A 16,462-nucleotide genomic window follows, 5' to 3' on the forward strand; every position below is an offset into this window, starting at 1 on the left:
CCGAGATGAGCACCGCACCGGTCACACCCGCGCCCCGGCGGCACCGGCCCACCGGCGCGGGACCGGGCGTCGCGCCGGTGCCGGAACCGGCGCGCTTCCGGCGGGACATCGAGGGGCTGCGGGCGGTCGCGGTACTGCTCGTGGTCGCGTACCACTGCGGTCTGCCCTTCATCGGCGGCGGCTACGTCGGCGTCGACGTCTTCTTCGTCATCTCCGGCTTCCTGATCACCGGGCTGCTGCTGCGCGAGGCGCAGCGGACCGGCCGGATCTCGATCCCGCGGTTCTACGCCCGGCGGGCCCTGCGGCTGCTGCCCGCCTCGACCGTGGTGATGGTCGCGACGGTGGCCGCCTCGGCGCTGTGGCTGCCGCCGTTGCGGTTGTCCGAGATCGTCTCCGACGCGCTGCACACCTCGATCTACGCGATGAACTGGCGGCTGGCCGCCATCGGCACCGATTACCTGAGCGCGGAGTCGGCACCCTCGCCACTGCAGCACTTCTGGTCGCTCGCCGTGGAGGAGCAGTTCTACCTCGTCTGGCCGCTGCTGCTGCTCCTCGTCGTGCGCCGCGGTGGCCGGGGCCTGACCACGGTGCTGGCGGTGCTGACCGCCGGCTCGCTGGCGGTCTCGATCTGGCAGACCCGGCACAACGCCGGGTGGGCGTACTTCGGGGCGCACACCCGGGCCTGGGAGCTGGGCGCCGGTGCGCTGCTCGCGATCGGTGCCGACCGGTTGCGGCGGCTTCCCCCGCTGCCCGCGAAACTGCTGATCGGCAGTGGACTCGCGGCCGTGGTGGTGTCGGCGCTGAGCTACACCGCCGCGACGCCGTTCCCCGGGTACGCCGCCCTGCTGCCCGTGCTCGGCACCGCGGCGGTCATCGCCGGCGGCTGCGCGCGCCCGGCCGGTCTGCTCGGAGTGCCGGTGCTGCAGGGCATCGGCCGGCTGTCGTACTCCTGGTACCTGTGGCACTGGCCGGTGCTGCTCATCGCCCCGTTCGCGCTCGGCCGCCAGCTCACCACGTGGGAGAACGTGCTGGTGGCCCTGGGCGCCCTGATGCTCGCCGCGCTGACGTACGCGCTGGTGGAGAACCCGGTCCGGCACCTCGTCGCGCTGCGGGACCGGCCCTGGCGGGGGCTGACCGCGGGCGCGGCCGTCTCGGTGCTCGCCGCCGGTCTGTGTGTCCTGATCACCGTCCTGGTCGGCGGCACCGGCGGCACCGGCTACCGGGCACCGGCCCTGACCGGCGTGGCCAAGCTGCAGCAGAACCTCGCCCTGGCCGCCGGGATGCCGGCCGTGCCGGCGAACCTGACCCCCGCGCTGGCCGCGGCGGCCAAGGACAAACCCCGGCTGTACGCGGACAAGTGCTCCCCGGCGTTCGCCGACCCCGAGGTGAAGACCCCGTGCGCCTACGGCGATCTGACCTCGGACACCACCGTCGTGCTGTTCGGCGACTCGCACGCCGGTCACTGGTTCCCCGCGCTGGAGGCGATCGCCCGGCAGCGGCACTGGAAGCTCGTCGTGGTCACCAAGAGCGCCTGCTCGGCCGCGGACGTGGTGATCTACGAGGACGCCCTCAAGCGCCGCTTCACCGAATGCGTCCAATGGCGCCGGTCCGCCTGGCGCCACATCCGCTCGCTGCGCCCGGCGAAGGTCATCATGGCCTCGACGCTGCCGAACGCCCCGCTGCTGGACGTGACCGGCTCGCTGGACGACGCCTGGTCGGCCGCGTGGCGCCGCTCGCTCGACGCGGTCAAGGGACCGGGCACCGAGGTGTACTACGTCAACGACACCCCGTGGCAGGCCCGCAACGTGCCCGACTGTCTGTCGGCGCATCTGGACGATCCCGCGGCGTGCGCCCGCAGCCGGGCCGACGCGGTCCAGTTCCGCAAGCGCCGGGCGCTGATCGCCGGAGTGGCCCGGGCCGAGGGCGCGACGGTCATCGACCCGCTGCCGTGGTTCTGCACCGCGACGACGTGTCCGGTCATCGTGGGCAACCTGCTGGTCTACAAGGACCAGCACCACATCACCACGGCGTACAGCCGGTTGCTCGTACCGCTGCTCGCGGAGGCATTGCGCCGATGAAGCTCCCGTTCCGCAACCGGCCGGGCCCGCGGCCGCAACCCCGGTACGGCACGCAACTCCGCGGCAACTGAGCACTCACACCAAGGCACCTGAAGAGGCATCAGCGCACCCCTCGGGTCTTCCGAAGGGAATGGCGTACCTGGCGAACAAGACGTCCAGGCGGTGTTCCTCGAAAGGTTGACCCGTGCAGAAGACCCTGGTCCGTCGCCTCGCCACCCTCGCGATGATCCCCGCCACACTGATCGGCATGATCGCGGTGGCCGCCCCGGCCGAGGCCGCTGTCTCCTTCACCACGCTGCAGACGCAGGTCGTCAGCCTGTCGAACCAGGAGCGGGTCAAGGCCGGCTGCAAGGGCCTGCGGGTCAACGCGGAGCTGCTCTGGGCGGCCCGCGGCCACAGCAAGTACATGGCCACGACCGGCAAGTTCAGCCACACCGGGTCGGCCAGCTCCACGTTCGTCGCCCGGGCCAAGGCGGCCGGCTACACCGCCGCGCGCAGCGAGAACATCGCGTGGGGCTACCGCAGCGCGGCCGAGGTCGTCAAGGCGTGGATGAAGAGCCCGGGCCACCGCCGCAACCTGCTCGACTGTGGTGCCAGGACGTTCGCCGTCGGCGTCGTGTACTCCGCCAACGGCACGCCGTACTACACCCAGGACTTCGGCAGCCGCTGACCGCGGCGCCGCCCAGGCTCCACCCACCCCCCGAAAGACCGGCCGGCATGCCCCCGCATGCCGGCCGGTCCCCTTTCTCAGACGGTGACGGGCGCCCCGGTACGCGAGTACGCCAGCACCGCATGCCGTCCGAGCAGCACCCGCTCCTCGGTCAGCCCCGGCACTTCCTCGGTCCACCGGCGTACGGCGTCCCGCTCGTCCTCGCGGTTGGCGTCGTCCAGCACCACGGTGGCCGTGGCGGCGAGCCGCTCGGCCAGCACCGACAGCGCCGGGTACCGCGCGTCCGGGCCGGTGGCCGCGGGCGGGCCGTCGACCAGCAACAGGTCGATGCCGGTCAGGTCGGTCAGCTTCCCGGCGTCGTACCACTGGTAGGTCTTGCCGTTGACCGTGAGCTCGCGCAGCGGGGCGTCGCGGACCTCGGCGACGGCGTTGAGGTCGTGGGCGGCGAGCATCGTCCGGGTCTGCCGGGCGTAGTCGGCGTCGTGGTCGAGGGAGACGAGCTTGCCGCCGTACTCCTGCAGGGCGTACGCCAGCCACACCGACGAGGTGCCGCTGCCCAGCTCGACCACCAGCCGGGGCCGGCGCAGCCGGACCAGGTGCAGCAGCTCCAGCAGGTCGGTCGGGTTCAGCGCGAAGTCCCCCGAGGACGGCATCGGCGCCCGCGGCGTGAACTGCTGGAAGAGCTGCACCAGCGCCTCGATCTCCCGGCTCTGGGCGCGCAGCAGCAGGTCCGTGCCGTGCCCGCTCTGCCGCAGCCCGCGGGTGACGGTCCGGGTCAGCTCCTGGTGCCGGTCGCCGGCGGTGAGCCGTTCCTTCTCCACCGTCGCCACGACGCGCCGCTGCAGCTGCTCCACGACCGTGCGCAGTTCCCGGTGCGCGTTCTGGTTGGCGCGGTGGACCCCGCCGATCCAGCGGGACAGGTGCAGGATCCCGAGCAGGACGGCCAGCAGCAGCCCGGCCACCAGCGACAGCGCGAGGCCCTGGTTGCCCGCCCCGGCCGACCACCAGACCCCGGCGCAGAGCGCCAGGATCACCATGAGGACCACTGCCTGGGGGCGTGTCAGGCTGCGCAGCCGCACCGCCAGCCGACCGCCGAACCGGGCCAGGCTGCTCATCGAAGGACCTCCAGAGTCATGCGCGCCGGGCCCGGCGCGGGTCAACACGATCGCCTAACGCCCGCGGCGACACCGCCGTTACGCCCGGGCGATCAACGCGCCGCGTTGGGCCGGGGCGACCGGGTGCGGCGCGGTGACGATTCCCGCGATGCGGTCGACGAAGAGTTGCGGGTCGTGGGCCTTGGCGACGACGGCCCGGGCCCGGCGGCTCTGCTCGGCGTAGAGCTCGCGGTCCGCGTGGTACCGCTGGATCGTCGCCTCGGCCTCGCCCGGTCCGCAGTAGACGGCGGCGTCGCCGAACACCGCCGCGTGCCGCTCGGGCATCACCACGACGCAGCCCAGGGCGGCCGCCTCCAGGGCCGGCCGGGAGAACGTCTCGATCCGGTCCGGGCTCGGGAAATGCAGGTAGAAGTCGAGCTGGTGGACGAAGGTCCGCAGGTCCAGATCACCGGCGTCGTAGACCAGCCGGGACCGCGGGCCGCCGGGGTGATATCCGGTACGCGGCCAGTCCGGCAGCCGCAACCGCACGTCCCACTCGCCGACCTCGTCGTAGACGGTCAGCGCGGCCCGCACGTCCCCGGGCCAGACCGCCTCGTCACTGAGGTCGGTGCCGACCACGGCCGGCCACTTGCCGGCACAGTCCCGGGCGGCCGACCAGCGCTCCCCGTCCACCACAGCCGGCAGGTCGTACGGCGTCAGCTCGACGGTCCCACTGCGCAGCACGGCCCGCACCTGCGGGTCCTGCGGGCACCAGAGCGGCTCGCTGCCGAACATCCGCAGCGCGGCCCGGGAGCAGTCGGCCGGCACGTACCGGCGGTCGACGTCCGCCAGCCGTCCCGGAGCCTCGTCGGCCACGATCAGCACCTGCCGGCCGCGCAGCAGACACGCGTCGTCCGGCGGGAACTGCAGCACGGAGGCGTGCCGTACGACGATCAGCTCGGCACGGTTCTCGTCGCCGGGCAGCACCTGGTCCACCCGACCGTCGTTGACGAGCTGCTGCAACGCCCCGCAGAGCGGCCACCGGCGCCGGGCCGGCGGGCGCAGCGATTCGAGCTGCATCACGGCGACGCGCAGGCCGCGCGCGATCAGCGCCCGGATCTCCTGCAGCCCCGACTGCTGCGCGCCCTGCAGGAAACGCCAGTCGGCGACCATCACGACGTCGTACTCGGGCCGCTCGGGCGCCTCACCGCGGGCCAGCCGCAGATGGTCCGGGGCGGCGAAGGGCCGGCGGCTGCCGTCGCGCGGGCGCAGCGGATCGGCGGCCCGGGCGGCGATCCGCGAGTGCCAGCGCTGGTACGCCGACATGTACGCCGTCCGCGCCGGATGCATCCAGTACGGCCGGATCTCCGCGCGCGACAGCGAGCCCAGCGCCAGCCGGATCAGCGCCAGCGGCCGCGAGTCCAGGTGCCGCACGGCGGCCTCGCCGAAGACCGCCACCATCCGGCCGATGTACTCGGAGTCGGCGGCCTTGCGCACCGGATCGAAGTAGCCCAGCCGGTCCATCACCTGGCCGCGGCGGAACAGCAGCGAGGACGGGTTGAACCGGCTGCGGCGCACCCCGGGCCGGGTGACCAGCAGCTCCTCGGAGACGCCCAGGCCGTCGGAGGTGGTGGCGACCAGCCGGCGGTCCTCCAGCATCGGCCTGACCTGCAGCTCCAGCCGCCGCGGGTGGGACCAGTCGTCGGAGTCCTGGAACGCCACGAACTCACCCTCGGCGGCGTCCAGGCCGGCGTTGCGGGCCGCGTAGGTGCCACGGTTCACCGGCTGCTTGACCAGCCGGATCCGCCCGCCGAGCGCGACCGCCCGGGCCAGCACGGCGTCGAACTCCGGCGGCGACGCGTCGTCGACGATGATCACCTCGACGTTGCGCCACGACTGGTCCAGGATCGAGCGCACCGCCGTGATCAGTCCCTCGTCGGGGTGGAACGCGGTGACGATGACCGAGATCCGCTGCGGCTCGTCGATGCCGGCGACGGCGGTGGCGACGGTCAGCCGGTCGAACGGCGGCACCCCGGCCTTGTGCTCCAGGGCCAGCGGCGGCTCGGGCAACAGCTTGCGGAACGCGGTCAGCCAGCCGATCACCGGACCGGTGCCGGCGAACGGATTGGCCAGGTCCAGCTCCAGATCGCCCCGCACGCTGTCGGTGATCCGCCGGTACGCCGCGAGCAACGGCCGCGCCCGGGTCGCGCCCTGCCAGGCCAGGGCCAGCTGGACGTGCAGGCCCTGGTGGGCGGCGGGCAGCGCGTCGGCGCCGAGCGCGGTGCGGATCAGGTCGTATACGGCCAGGGCGTCGGTCCGGTCCTCCGGCAGCATGTCCTGCTGGGCCAGGGTCTGGGCCAGCCCGGCGAGGACGGCCGGCTTGACCGCGCGCCGGCGCTGCTTGAGCCAGCGGGTGTCCCCGGCGCGGGCCGCGGTGAGCAGGTCGGCGTAGGAGGCGCCGGAGTCACCGAGCCCCGAACGGGCGAGCAGCTGCCGGGCGCCCAGCGAACGGATCCGGACGGCGGTCGGCGGGATGGCCATCCGGACGTGGTAGCGGGCGACCCTCAGGTAGTCGTCGAGCAGACCGGGTGTCTCCCCCATGCGGCAACAGACCTCTTCACGTACGCCCTGGATGTCGCTAGGCGCAACGCCGGCAACCCGATCGAGGTGACGGCCTCAGACCGCGGCGGCGAGGACCGCTGCTTCGACGCGGTCGCGTTCGGCCGCCTCGGCCCAGGCGCCGACCAGGTAGAACGCGTCCACCACGTCGCCGCCCAGGGTGGAGATGCGGGCCGCGCGCACCTCGGCGCCGGCCTCGTCGAGCGCGCTCGCCACCCGGAAGAGCAGGCCCGCGGAGTCCGCCGCGCGCAGTTCGAGCACCACCGCGTCGGTGGCCGCCGCGCGGTGCCAGACCACCCGGGGGGCCGCGCCGCCGCGGGCCGACATCGCCCGGGCCCGCAGCCGCTGGGTCACCGACACGTCCCCGGCCGCGACCCGGCGCAGGTCGGCGGCGAGCGCCACCGGGTCGGCCGGGGAGCCGTAGCGCGGCTGGGTGCGGAACTCGACGATGGCCCGGCCGTCCACCGTGCTGGCGTCGGCCGCGATCACGTCGAGGCGGTGCATGGCCAGGCACGCGGCCACCGAGCCGAGCAGGCCCCGGCGGTCGGCCGCGGCCACCGCGACCACGTCCCCGTCCAGGTGTACGGCGGGCAGTTCACCCGAGAGCAGTTCCGCGTCGGGCTCGGGCGGCTCGGGCAGCGCCCCGGTGTCCAGCGCGGTGTGCACCCGGCGGACCAGCTCGGCGATCAGCCGGCCCTTCCAGTCCGACCACGCGGCCGGCCCGGTGGCGTGCGAGTCGGCCCGGGCCAGGGCGTGCAGCAGGTCCAGGGTGGCCGGGTCGCCGACCGCCTCGGCCACGGTGGTGATGGTGACCGGGTCGCTGAGGTCACGGCGGGTGGCGGCGTCGGGCAGCAGCAGGTGCAGCCGGACCAGCTTCTCCACCGTGGCGACCTCCGCCGGGGACAGGCCGATCCGGGTGGCGATCTCGGCGGCGATCGGGGCGCCCACGACGCTGTGGTCGCCGGGCAGGCCCTTGCCGACGTCGTGCAGGAAGGCGCCGATCAGCAGCAGGTCGGGGCGGTCCACCTCGCGGGTGTAGGCGCTGGCCTCGTAGGCCGCCTGGACGAGGTGCCGGTCCAGGGTGAAGCGGTGGATCGGGTGGTGCTGCGGGAGGCTGCGCATCCGGGCCCACTCCGGCAGCCACGCGTCGATCAGGCCGTACCGGTCGCAGGCCTCCCAGGTCGGCAGCAGTCCCTGGCCGGAGCCGAGCAGCGAGACCAGGGCGGCGCGGGCCGCGGGCGGCCACGGCGTCGGCAGCGGCGGGCTGAAGGAGGCGAGCCATTCGCAGGTGGCCCGGGCGATGGGCAGCTGCACGGTCGCGGCCGCGGCGGCCACGCGCAGCGACAGGCTGGGATCGGGCACCGGGCCGATGGCGGTACGGGCGAGCACCAGCTCACCGTCCTGCTCGACCACGTCCCGGGCCACCGGGCGGCGCGTGGGAGCACCGGCCGGGGCACCGCGGCGGCGTCCGGTGCGCAGCCGGTCGGCGGCCCGCCAGGCGTCGTCCAGGGCGTGTGCGATGGTCCGGGCGTCGCCGGCCACGCGGCGCAGTAGGGCGTCGCCGTCGTCGACCGCCAGCAGTTCGGCGACCGCGGCCCGTTCCTGGGCGACCAGCCGGTCCACCCGGCGGCCGACGGCGAGGTGCAGGGCGTCGCGGGTGTCGAGCAGCCGCAGGTTGGCGGCGCGGACCGCGGGGCGCATCGTGTCGGCGACGCCGGCCCGGCCGATGCCGCGCAGGATGGTGAGGTCGCGCAGGCCGCCGGCGGCCTCCTTGAGATCACCCTCGAGCAGGAAGGCCAGCTCGCCGTGGGTCGCCCAGCGGCTGGACGTGAGCTCTCGGAGCTGGGGCAGCAGCCGTACGGCGGTGCGGCGCCACTGGTCCGAGGTGGCGGCGATCAGCTCGGCGGACAGGGCGGCGTCACCGGCGACGTGCCGGGCGTCGAGCAGGCCGAGCGAGACCTTGACGTCGTCGTGGGCGACGGAGAGCGCCTCGGGCAGGGTACGCACGGAGTGGTCCAGGCCCAGCCGCGCGTCCCAGATGGGATACCAGAGGGCCGACGCGATCCGGTCGATGCCGGCCGTGCCGTTGTGCAGCAGGACCAGGTCGAGGTCGCTGTAGGGGGCGCAGTCCCGCCGGCCCAGGCCGCCCACGGCGACGAGGCTGACACCGGGCAGGTGGGCCGGGAACATCGAGGCCAGCCACGCGTCGAGCGCCGCGGCCCGGTCAGCCCGGGCGGCAGTGCCGATGTGCTCGCGAAGGGTGTCCAGCGAGCCGCCGGACGGCACCTGAGGTGGCGCCGACGGCTCGCTGACCACGTAATTCACTCGTCAGGCAATCAGAGCGCGTCGAGACCGCGCTCGCCGGTGCGGACCCGGACGACGTCCTCCACGGACGTCACCCAGACCTTGCCGTCGCCGATCTTGCCGGTCCGGGCCGAGGTGACCACCGCGTCGACGACCTTCTCGACGTCGATCTCGTCGGTCAGCACCTCAACCTTGATCTTGGGCAGGAACTCCACCGTGTACTCGGCACCCCGGTACACCTCGGTGTGGCCCTTCTGCCGTCCGTACCCCTGTACCTCGCTCACGGTCAGACCCGCCACGCCGAGCGCGTGCAGAGCCTCCTTCACCGCGTCGAGCTGGTACGGCTTGATGACCGCGGTCACCAGCTTCATGCTCAGTCCCTCCATCGCAGCCATCAGTGAAAGTTAACCGGAGACCTTTTCACTGACGGGAGCTTTCCCCTCAGTGCCGGCCGCAGGGTTGATCCCGGCCATCGCGAACGCGCCGCCGGAACCGGTCGTGGGCGAGAAGTCGTACGCGCTCTCCGCGTGCTCGCCGACGTCGATGCCGGACACCTCGGTGTCGTTGTCGACCCGCAGGAGCTTGACGGCCTTGAGGATGAGCGCGAGCACGACCGCGATCACGAGGGAGTAGAGCGTCACGACCGCACTGCCGACGAACTGACGCCACAGCTGGTCGACGCCACCGCCGTAGAACAGGCTCTCGCGGGCGGCCACGGCGTTGACCTGGCTGGTGGCGAAGAAGCCGATGGCCAGCGAACCGATCCAGCCACCGACGAAGTGCACCCCGACCACGTCGAGCGAGTCGTCGTAGCCGAGCTTGTACTTCAGGCCGACCGCCAGGGCACAGACGGCACCGGCGATGATGCCGAGCACGACCGCGGGCAGCGGGGCGATGAAGCCACAGGCCGGAGTGATGGCGACCAGGCCGGCCACCGCGCCGGAGGAGGCACCGACCAGCGTCGGCTTACCGTCGCGGAGCCACTCCACGATGATCCAGCCGAGCACGGCGGCCGCCGTGGCGACCTGGGTGTTGACGAACGCGACCGCGGTGACGCTGTCGACGGTCAGCTCCGAGCCGGCGTTGAAGCCGAACCAGCCGAACCAGAGCAGGCCGGCGCCGAGCGCGACGAACGGCACGTTGTGCGGCTTCATGACCTCGCGGGGCCAGCCGATGCGCTTGCCGAGGACCAGGATCAGGCCGAGCGCCGCGGCACCGGCGTTGATGTGCACCGCGGTGCCACCGGCGAAGTCGAGCGCGCCGAGCTTCGCACCGATCCAGCCGCCGCCCCACACCCAGTGCGCGACCGGGACGTAGACCAGGGTGAACCAGCCGAGGGCGAAGAGCACCCAGCCGCCGAACTTGAGCCGGTCCGAGACCGCGCCGCTGATCAGCGCGACGGTGATGACGGCGAACATCATCTGGAAGACCATGAAGGCGTAGGTCGGGATGCCGGTGCCGGCGCCCGCGACCATCCACTCCTCGCCGATCCAGGTGGTGCCGGTGCCGAAGTACTGGCTGAAGCTGCCGATGATGTTGTTGGCACCCGCGCTGTCGTTGGTGCCGAAAGCCAGGGTGAAGCCGTAGATGACCCACAGGACGGAGATGAGCCCGATGCTCGAGAAGCTCATCATCATCATGTTCAGGGCGCCTTTGGACCGGTTGAGGCCACCGTAGAACAGCGCCAGGCCCGGAGTCATAAGCAGAACGAGCGCAGACGACAGGAGCAACCAGGCGGTATTGCCGGTGTTGATCTCCACGCTGCCTCCTCTCGGATAAAGGTGTCCTCCCACGCGGTCCAGAAGGCAGCGTCGCCCTGCTGGCCGGTTCGGGCGGAAGCCTTTCGCCCCGCTGTTTCGCGCATGGTGTACGCGCGGTTTCCGACGAGTGACGGCTTGTTTCGTACGTGTGAAGAAACTCTCACAGCCCCGGGTCAGCGGAGGGCGTACTCCAGGGTGTGCCGCTCGTAGTCGAGCAGCCGGAGGTCACGCATCGGCCGGCGCAGGTGGCCCTTGTGCACGATCCGCACGAAGGCCGGGTCACCGGCGGCGGCCATCCGGCGGATGCCCTCCACGTGGTCCACGATCCGCTTGCGGATGGTGCGGACCAGGCGGTGCCGGTCCCGCGGGATCAGCCCGTACGCGTCGGCGAACAACCGCAGCCGGCGTGGCCTGTTCGGCCTCTTCCAGCCCAGCGTGTAGGAGTCCCGGTCGCTGAACAGCGGCACCCAGGTCCAGGCCGCGTACGCGACGTCGTAGATCCGGGCGCCGGGCGAGGCCAGGTCGAAGTCGATCAGGGCCAGCGTGCCGTCCGGGCGCCAGACCACGTTGTGCGGGGCGGCGTCGTGGTGGCAGATCACCTCGGTGTCCGGCGGCGGCGGGCCGAACGAGCGCCAGACCGCGCCGGGCGGGGGCTGGAAGCCGTACTGCGCGTCGTGGAACATGCGCAGCATCGTGGCCACCGTGACCAGCGCTTCCTCGGTCGTCCAGTGCGGGGCCAGCGGGTACTCGCCGCACTCGCCGTCGAGGTACGACAGGACCTCGCGGCCGCGGTCGTCCATGCCCAGGGCGTGCGGCGACCCGGTGAAGCCGACCCGTTGCAGGTGGTTCAGCAGCGAGTGCACGGCCGGGGTCCACGGCCCGGCGTTCCGGCGGACCGTGTCGCCCACCTTCGAGACCGTGCTGACGTTGCCGCCGTGGAGCGGGATCTCGCGAAGGTCGCGTTCCTGCGTCACCCACGACCTCCCCTAGAAGTGCCCCGCGGTACGGGCCTGCCGCCCCCGAGACTACGCGTCGGTGCCAAGCAGGGCCTCGACGAAGGCGGCGGGTTCGAACGGCGCCAGGTCGTCCGGGCCCTCGCCCAGACCGACCAGCTTGACCGGAATTCCCAGCTTGTTCTGCACGGCGATGACGATGCCGCCCTTGGCCGTGCCGTCCAGCTTGGTGAGCACGACGCCCGTGACGTCCACCACGTCGGTGAAGACCCGGGCCTGCTCGAGGCCGTTCTGACCGGTGGTGGCGTCCAGGATGAGCAGCGTCTCGTCGACCGGCCCGTGCTTCTCCACGACCCGCTTGACCTTGCCCAGCTCGTCCATCAGGCCGACCTTGTTCTGCAGCCGGCCGGCGGTGTCGATCAGCACGGTGTCGATCCCGGTGTCGATGCCGCGCTTGACCGCGTCGAACGCCACGCTGGCCGGGTCGCCGCCCTCGGGGCCGCGGACCGTCTCGGCGCCGACCCGCTCACCCCAGGTGGCGAGCTGCTCGGCGGCCGCGGCGCGGAAGGTGTCGGCCGCGCCGAGCAGCACCGTACGGCCGTCGGCGATCAGCACCCGGGCGACCTTGCCGCAGGTGGTGGTCTTGCCGGCGCCGTTGACCCCGACCACCAGCACGACCGCGGGCCGGCCGTCGTGCGGCGCGGTGCGCAGGCTGCGGTCCATGCCCGGCTCGAGGGCGGCGGTGAGCTCCTCGGCGAGCTGCTGGCGGACCTCGGCCACGGTCCGGGTGCCCAGCACCCGGACCCGCTCGCGCAACCGCTCGACCAGCGCCTGGGTGGCCTCGACGCCGACGTCGGCGGAGATCAGGCTGTCCTCGATCTCCTCCCAGGCGTCCTCGTCGAGGTGGTCGCGGGAGAGCACACTGAGCAGGCCCTTGCCGAAGACGCTCTGCGAGCGGCTGAGCCGGGCCCGCAGCCGCACCAGGCGGCCGGCGGTCGGCTCCGGCTTCTCGATCGTCGGTGCCTGCACCAGCGGCGGCAGCTCGTCCGGCAGCGGCGGGAGCGTCGGCTCCTCCACCGGTGCTGTCGGCGGGCGCTCGAGCGTGGTGGTGGCGGAGCCACCGGTCGGCGGCAACTCGCGCCTGCGGCGCCGGGGCACGACCAGACCGATGGCCCCGACCACCAGCACCGCCAGCAGGATGAGGGAGGCGACCACGTATTCCATTCCGAAATCCTGACAGATGTCCCCGGGGCCCGTGGCGCCACCCGTCCGTGTCCCCCGCCACGCCCGGTGACCTCCCGCTGTCCGAACGCACGCTGGCGGAAGTCCGGACCACTCGGGGAGGATGGTCAGCATGTCGCGCCACCCGGTGAACCGTTGACCGCCCATCTGCTGATCGGCCCTGTGCTGCGCCGCGTGGTGGGCGACCAGGCCACGATCTGGGTCGAGACCACCGCGCCGGCCGAGGTACGCGTCGAGGTCGCCACCGGCGGCACCGGCGCCGCCGGCACCTTCTCCTGTTACGGCCACCACTACGCGATCGTGATCGTGGAAGGGCTGGCCCCGGGCACCGCCGGCGAATACGAGGTGTGGCTCGACGACCGGCAGGTGTGGCCGCAGCCGGAGTCGCCGTATCCGCCGAGCATGATCGTGACCCGCGAGGCCGAGGACGCCGCTCAGCCGGTGAGCATGATCTTCGGCTCCTGCCGCGAGGCCACCCAGCACGCCACCGGGCGCAAGCTGCCGCCGGACGCGCTGGACGCGTACGCCCGGCGGTTGATGACCGACCCCCGCTCGCCGGAGCTGCGCGCCGACCTGGTCGTGCTGCTCGGGGATCAGGTCTACGCCGACAAGACCTCGGCCAAGGTGCGCCGCTTCCTGCGGCGGCGCCGGTCGGCCGGGCACCACGGCCCGGCCGACGAGGTGGTCTCCTTCGACGAGTACACCAAGCTCTACCTGGAGTCCTGGCGGGATCCGGAGGTGCGCTGGCTGCTGGCCACCGTGCCGTGCGTGATGATCTTCGACGACCACGAGGTCATCGACGACTGGAACACGTCGGCCGCCTGGCGCGCGGACATGTCCTCGCAGCAGTGGTGGTCCGAGCGGATCGCCAGCGGGCTGGCCTCCTACTGGATCTATCAGCACCTGGGCAACATGAGCCCGGACGAGCTGCGCGCCGACCCGCTGCTGGCCAAGATCACTTCGGTCGAGGACGCCACGTCGCTGCTGCACGACTTCGGCCTCTCGGTCGACAAGCCGTCCTCGGCGGAGAACACCGACCGGCCGTACCAGTGGAGCTTCGCCCTGGACATCGGCCGGACCCGGCTGATCATGCTGGACAACCGCTGCAACCGGGTGCTCACCCCGGGCCGGCGCGAGATGCTGCCGGCGGCCGAGTGGGGCTGGTTCGTCGACCAGGCCCACGGCGACTACGACCACCTCGTGGTCGGCTCCTCCCTGCCCTGGCTGATGCCACCGGCGATCCACCACCTGGAAGCCTGGAACGAGCGGCTCGCCGACTCCTCCGGGGCCCGGCGCGCGGCCCTCGCGGAGCGGGTACGCCGGGCCTTCGACCTGGAGCACTGGGCGGCGTTCACCCGCTCGTTCAACGCGCTGACCGAGCTGTTCCGGCGCCTCGGCGAGGGCGGGCCGGACGCACCGGGCCACCGCGTCGGAGCCGGCGGGGCGTACGCGGCACCCGCCTCGATCAGCGTGCTCTCCGGCGACGTGCACCACTCCTACGTCGCCCGCGCCGACCTCGGACCGGCCGTGACGACGCCCGTGCACCAGCTCACCTGCTCCCCGATCCACAACCAGGTGCCGGCGGTCATGCGGCCGTTGATGCGGTTCAGCTGGTCGAGGCTGGCCGCGAAGGGGGTCCGCGGGGTCGCGCGCAGCGCCGGGGTGCAGCGTCCGTCGGTGCGCTGGCGGAGGCTGGCCGGGCCGTACTTCGGCAACGCGGTGAGCACGCTGCGGCACGTCGGCGCCCGGGCCGACGTACGGGTCGAAGGAACAACCAGGGACGGCGAGCTGCACACGGTGGCGGATGTCCAGCTGCACCATGCGCTCCGGCACGACCCGGTGCAGTCGGAACTGTCGTAGGGATGGTCCAGGATGTGATCGTGACTTCCTGGACCGCGCCCACCGCGCATCGTGTCAAAGAGCCCTTCACCGGGGACGAGCGAGCCATGCTGGAGGGCTGGCTCGACCTGCACCGGCAGACCCTGCTCACCAAGTGCGCCGGGCTGACGGCCGAGCAGCTCAAGCTGCGTTCCGTCGAGCCGTCGGGCCTGTCACTGCTGGGCTTGCTCCGGCACCTGGCCGAGGTGGAACGCGGCTGGTTCCGGATCCACGCGGCCGGCGAGCAGCTGCCCGCCATCTACTGCTCGGACGACAACGAGGACGGCGACTTCGACGACGTGGAGCAGGCTGACGCGGCGGCCGACCACGCCACGCTCCTCGCCGAGATCGAGGCGGCCCGGGCGGCGGTCGCCGGCCTGCCGCTGGAGCACGAGTTCTCCACCGAGCGGCGCCCGGTGGTCAGTCTCCGCTGGGTCTATCTGCACATGATCGAGGAGTACGCCCGCCACAACGGCCACGCCGACCTGCTCCGCGAACGCATCGACGGTGTCACCGGCGACTGAGCCGGCTCAGTGGCCCTTCGGCAGCGCGGCGGCACCCTGGTCCTGCAGCGAGAAGGTCGTCTCCATCGGGCTGGCGCCGCGCTTCTCGGCGACCAGGCCGGCCCCGCCCAGCGGATGCCACTGCAGGAAGACATCCCCGTTGCGCACGGCGTAGGTGCTGCGGCCCTCGTCATCCTCGCCGGCCGGCTCGAAGGTGAACAGCTGCGCCGGCTCGCCCGCGTCGCACGCCGCCGTGACCACGGTCAGCGGCTCCGTCCCCGTCCCGCTGAGCTGGAGGCAGAAGGGCTCGCCGCCGGCCCGCAGCGTGCCGGTCTTGATGAGGCGTTCCTTCGCGCCACGGCCCTTGGGCACGGGCACGAAGAGTGCCCGCTCGGCGTAGTCGTCGATCACCTGGACCCGGCCGGCGACGGTCACCGCCAGCGCCGAGCCCGGCAGCTCGTTGTCGTCGAGGCGCGGCAGGAACAAGACCTGCCGCTTGCCGTCCAGCGCACCCGCCGGCGCCGGCGCGCTGCCGAGACCCGAGCTGGCGCTCGGCTGCGCGGAAGCAGCGGCGCGCGACGCGACAGGCGCCTCGGTCGCCGCCGGGGTGCCGCCGTCCGCGGAGCAGCCCTGCAGGGCGAGCACGAGAACAACCGCCCCGGGCAGAGTCTTACGCATCGACATCCTCTCAGCCGCGGCCAGCCTACGTCGCCGCCGGAAGATCAGCCGGGTACGGCGATCAGGCCGGGAGGGCGAGCGCCTTGCGCAGATAGGGGATGTTCTGCGGACCGGTCCAGCGCAGCGCGGGCATCTTGGCCACGCGGGCGCCGCGCACGGCACGGTCGTCGTCGTCCACGAACAGGACCCAGGGCGGTTCGACGTCCAGGGCCGCGCAGGCCCGGGTGAAGAATTCCGGGGCCGGCTTGTGCACCTTCAGCTCCCAGGAGCTGACCACGGTGTCGAACTCGTCCGCCAGGCCGAGCTCGGTCAGGTCGCCGCGGAGCAGGTCGGTCGCGTTCGTCGCCAGGCCCACCGGACGTCCCGCCGCACGCACCTCGCGGACGAAGGCGAGCACCTCTTCGTCGATCGTGCCCCGGTGCTCCTGCCACCGGGCGACCGCCGCCTTGGCGTCGGCCTCCGGCAACGGCAGGCGCATCGCCACCAGCCGCATCCACTCGGCGTCCGTGATCTCGCCGGCCACCGCGGGCCGCAGCAGCTCCCAGGACATCGCCGTCTCGATCAGGGTGCCCGGCGCCAGCCCGTACGACTCCTCCACCGCCGCCGGCACCGCGGGATCCCAGCGGCGCAGGACGCCGTCCAGGTCGATGAGCATGGCCTGGGCGGGTTGGCGGAGCATGTGG

13 protein-coding genes are annotated in these 16,462 nt (G+C 72.8%); 4 read left to right on the top strand and 9 right to left on the bottom strand.

Features of this window, described 5'->3' with window-relative positions; all coding sequences use genetic code 11:
- Nucleotides 1-5 precede the first annotated feature (5 nt).
- Together Aau02nite_RS30725 and Aau02nite_RS30730 are read left to right on the top strand one after the other, a co-directional pair.
- Nucleotides 6-2,078 carry an acyltransferase family protein gene (locus Aau02nite_RS30725; RefSeq protein ID WP_212992093.1) on the top strand — a complete coding sequence of 691 codons (2,073 nt, stop codon included), beginning with the start codon at nt 6-8 and terminating at the stop codon, nt 2,076-2,078.
- Between the two features lie 184 nt (nt 2,079-2,262).
- Complete coding sequence (locus Aau02nite_RS30730) at nt 2,263-2,748, top strand: CAP domain-containing protein (protein WP_246595567.1); 486 nt, start codon at nt 2,263-2,265, stop codon at nt 2,746-2,748.
- A 77-nt stretch (nt 2,749-2,825) separates the two neighbouring features.
- Here Aau02nite_RS30730 and Aau02nite_RS30735 read toward each other — a convergent pair whose 3' ends face one another.
- The 7 genes from Aau02nite_RS30735 to ftsY all read right to left on the bottom strand — a co-directional run bounded on the left by Aau02nite_RS30735 (nt 2,826) and on the right by ftsY (nt 12,702).
- The gene (locus Aau02nite_RS30735) at nt 2,826-3,863 is read right to left on the bottom strand and encodes a class I SAM-dependent methyltransferase (protein ID WP_212992094.1); all 1,038 of its coding nucleotides are present in this window, start codon (nt 3,861-3,863) and stop codon (nt 2,826-2,828) included.
- Between the two features lie 78 nt (nt 3,864-3,941).
- The gene (locus tag Aau02nite_RS30740; protein ID WP_212992095.1) at nt 3,942-6,443 is read right to left on the bottom strand and encodes a glycosyltransferase; all 2,502 of its coding nucleotides are present in this window, start codon (nt 6,441-6,443) and stop codon (nt 3,942-3,944) included.
- A gap of 75 nt (nt 6,444-6,518) precedes the next feature.
- Entirely contained in the window at nt 6,519-8,747 is a 2,229-nt protein-coding gene (locus Aau02nite_RS30745; RefSeq protein WP_246595580.1) for a [protein-PII] uridylyltransferase, read from the bottom strand.
- 50 nt (nt 8,748-8,797) lie between these two features.
- Nucleotides 8,798-9,136: a P-II family nitrogen regulator gene (locus Aau02nite_RS30750; RefSeq protein ID WP_199752384.1), complete on the bottom strand. Its 339-nt coding sequence runs from the start codon at nt 9,134-9,136 to the stop codon at nt 8,798-8,800.
- Nucleotides 9,137-9,169: 33 nt separating this feature from the next.
- On the bottom strand, nt 9,170-10,525 hold the full coding sequence (locus Aau02nite_RS30755) for an ammonium transporter (RefSeq protein WP_212992097.1): 1,356 nt from the start codon (nt 10,523-10,525) through the stop codon (nt 9,170-9,172).
- Nucleotides 10,526-10,698: 173 nt separating this feature from the next.
- Entirely contained in the window at nt 10,699-11,499 is an 801-nt protein-coding gene (locus Aau02nite_RS30760; RefSeq protein ID WP_212992098.1) for a phosphotransferase, read from the bottom strand.
- Nucleotides 11,500-11,550: 51 nt separating this feature from the next.
- Nucleotides 11,551-12,702, bottom strand: coding sequence for a signal recognition particle-docking protein FtsY (gene ftsY, locus Aau02nite_RS30765; protein WP_212992099.1), 1,152 nt, complete (start codon nt 12,700-12,702; stop codon nt 11,551-11,553).
- A gap of 153 nt (nt 12,703-12,855) precedes the next feature.
- Here ftsY and Aau02nite_RS30770 point away from each other — a divergent pair, with 153 nt between their 5' ends.
- On the top strand, nt 12,856-14,580 hold the full coding sequence (locus Aau02nite_RS30770; RefSeq protein WP_212992100.1) for an alkaline phosphatase D family protein: 1,725 nt from the start codon (nt 12,856-12,858) through the stop codon (nt 14,578-14,580).
- A 2-nt stretch (nt 14,581-14,582) separates the two neighbouring features.
- Nucleotides 14,583-15,122, top strand: coding sequence for a DinB family protein (locus Aau02nite_RS30775; RefSeq protein ID WP_246595568.1), 540 nt, complete (start codon nt 14,583-14,585; stop codon nt 15,120-15,122).
- Nucleotides 15,123-15,128: 6 nt separating this feature from the next.
- On the opposite strand, the gene Aau02nite_RS30780 is transcribed toward Aau02nite_RS30775, so the two are convergent.
- Both Aau02nite_RS30780 and Aau02nite_RS30785 read right to left on the bottom strand, forming a co-directional pair.
- Complete coding sequence (locus Aau02nite_RS30780) at nt 15,129-15,779, bottom strand: hypothetical protein (RefSeq protein WP_212992101.1); 651 nt, start codon at nt 15,777-15,779, stop codon at nt 15,129-15,131.
- Nucleotides 15,780-15,840: 61 nt separating this feature from the next.
- Complete coding sequence (locus Aau02nite_RS30785) at nt 15,841-16,458, bottom strand: HAD family hydrolase (RefSeq protein WP_212992102.1); 618 nt, start codon at nt 16,456-16,458, stop codon at nt 15,841-15,843.
- Nucleotides 16,459-16,462 lie beyond the last annotated feature (4 nt).

It is taken from the genome of Actinoplanes auranticolor, from assembly GCF_018332655.1.
Classification (GTDB): Bacteria; Actinomycetota; Actinomycetes; order Mycobacteriales; family Micromonosporaceae; genus Actinoplanes; species Actinoplanes auranticolor.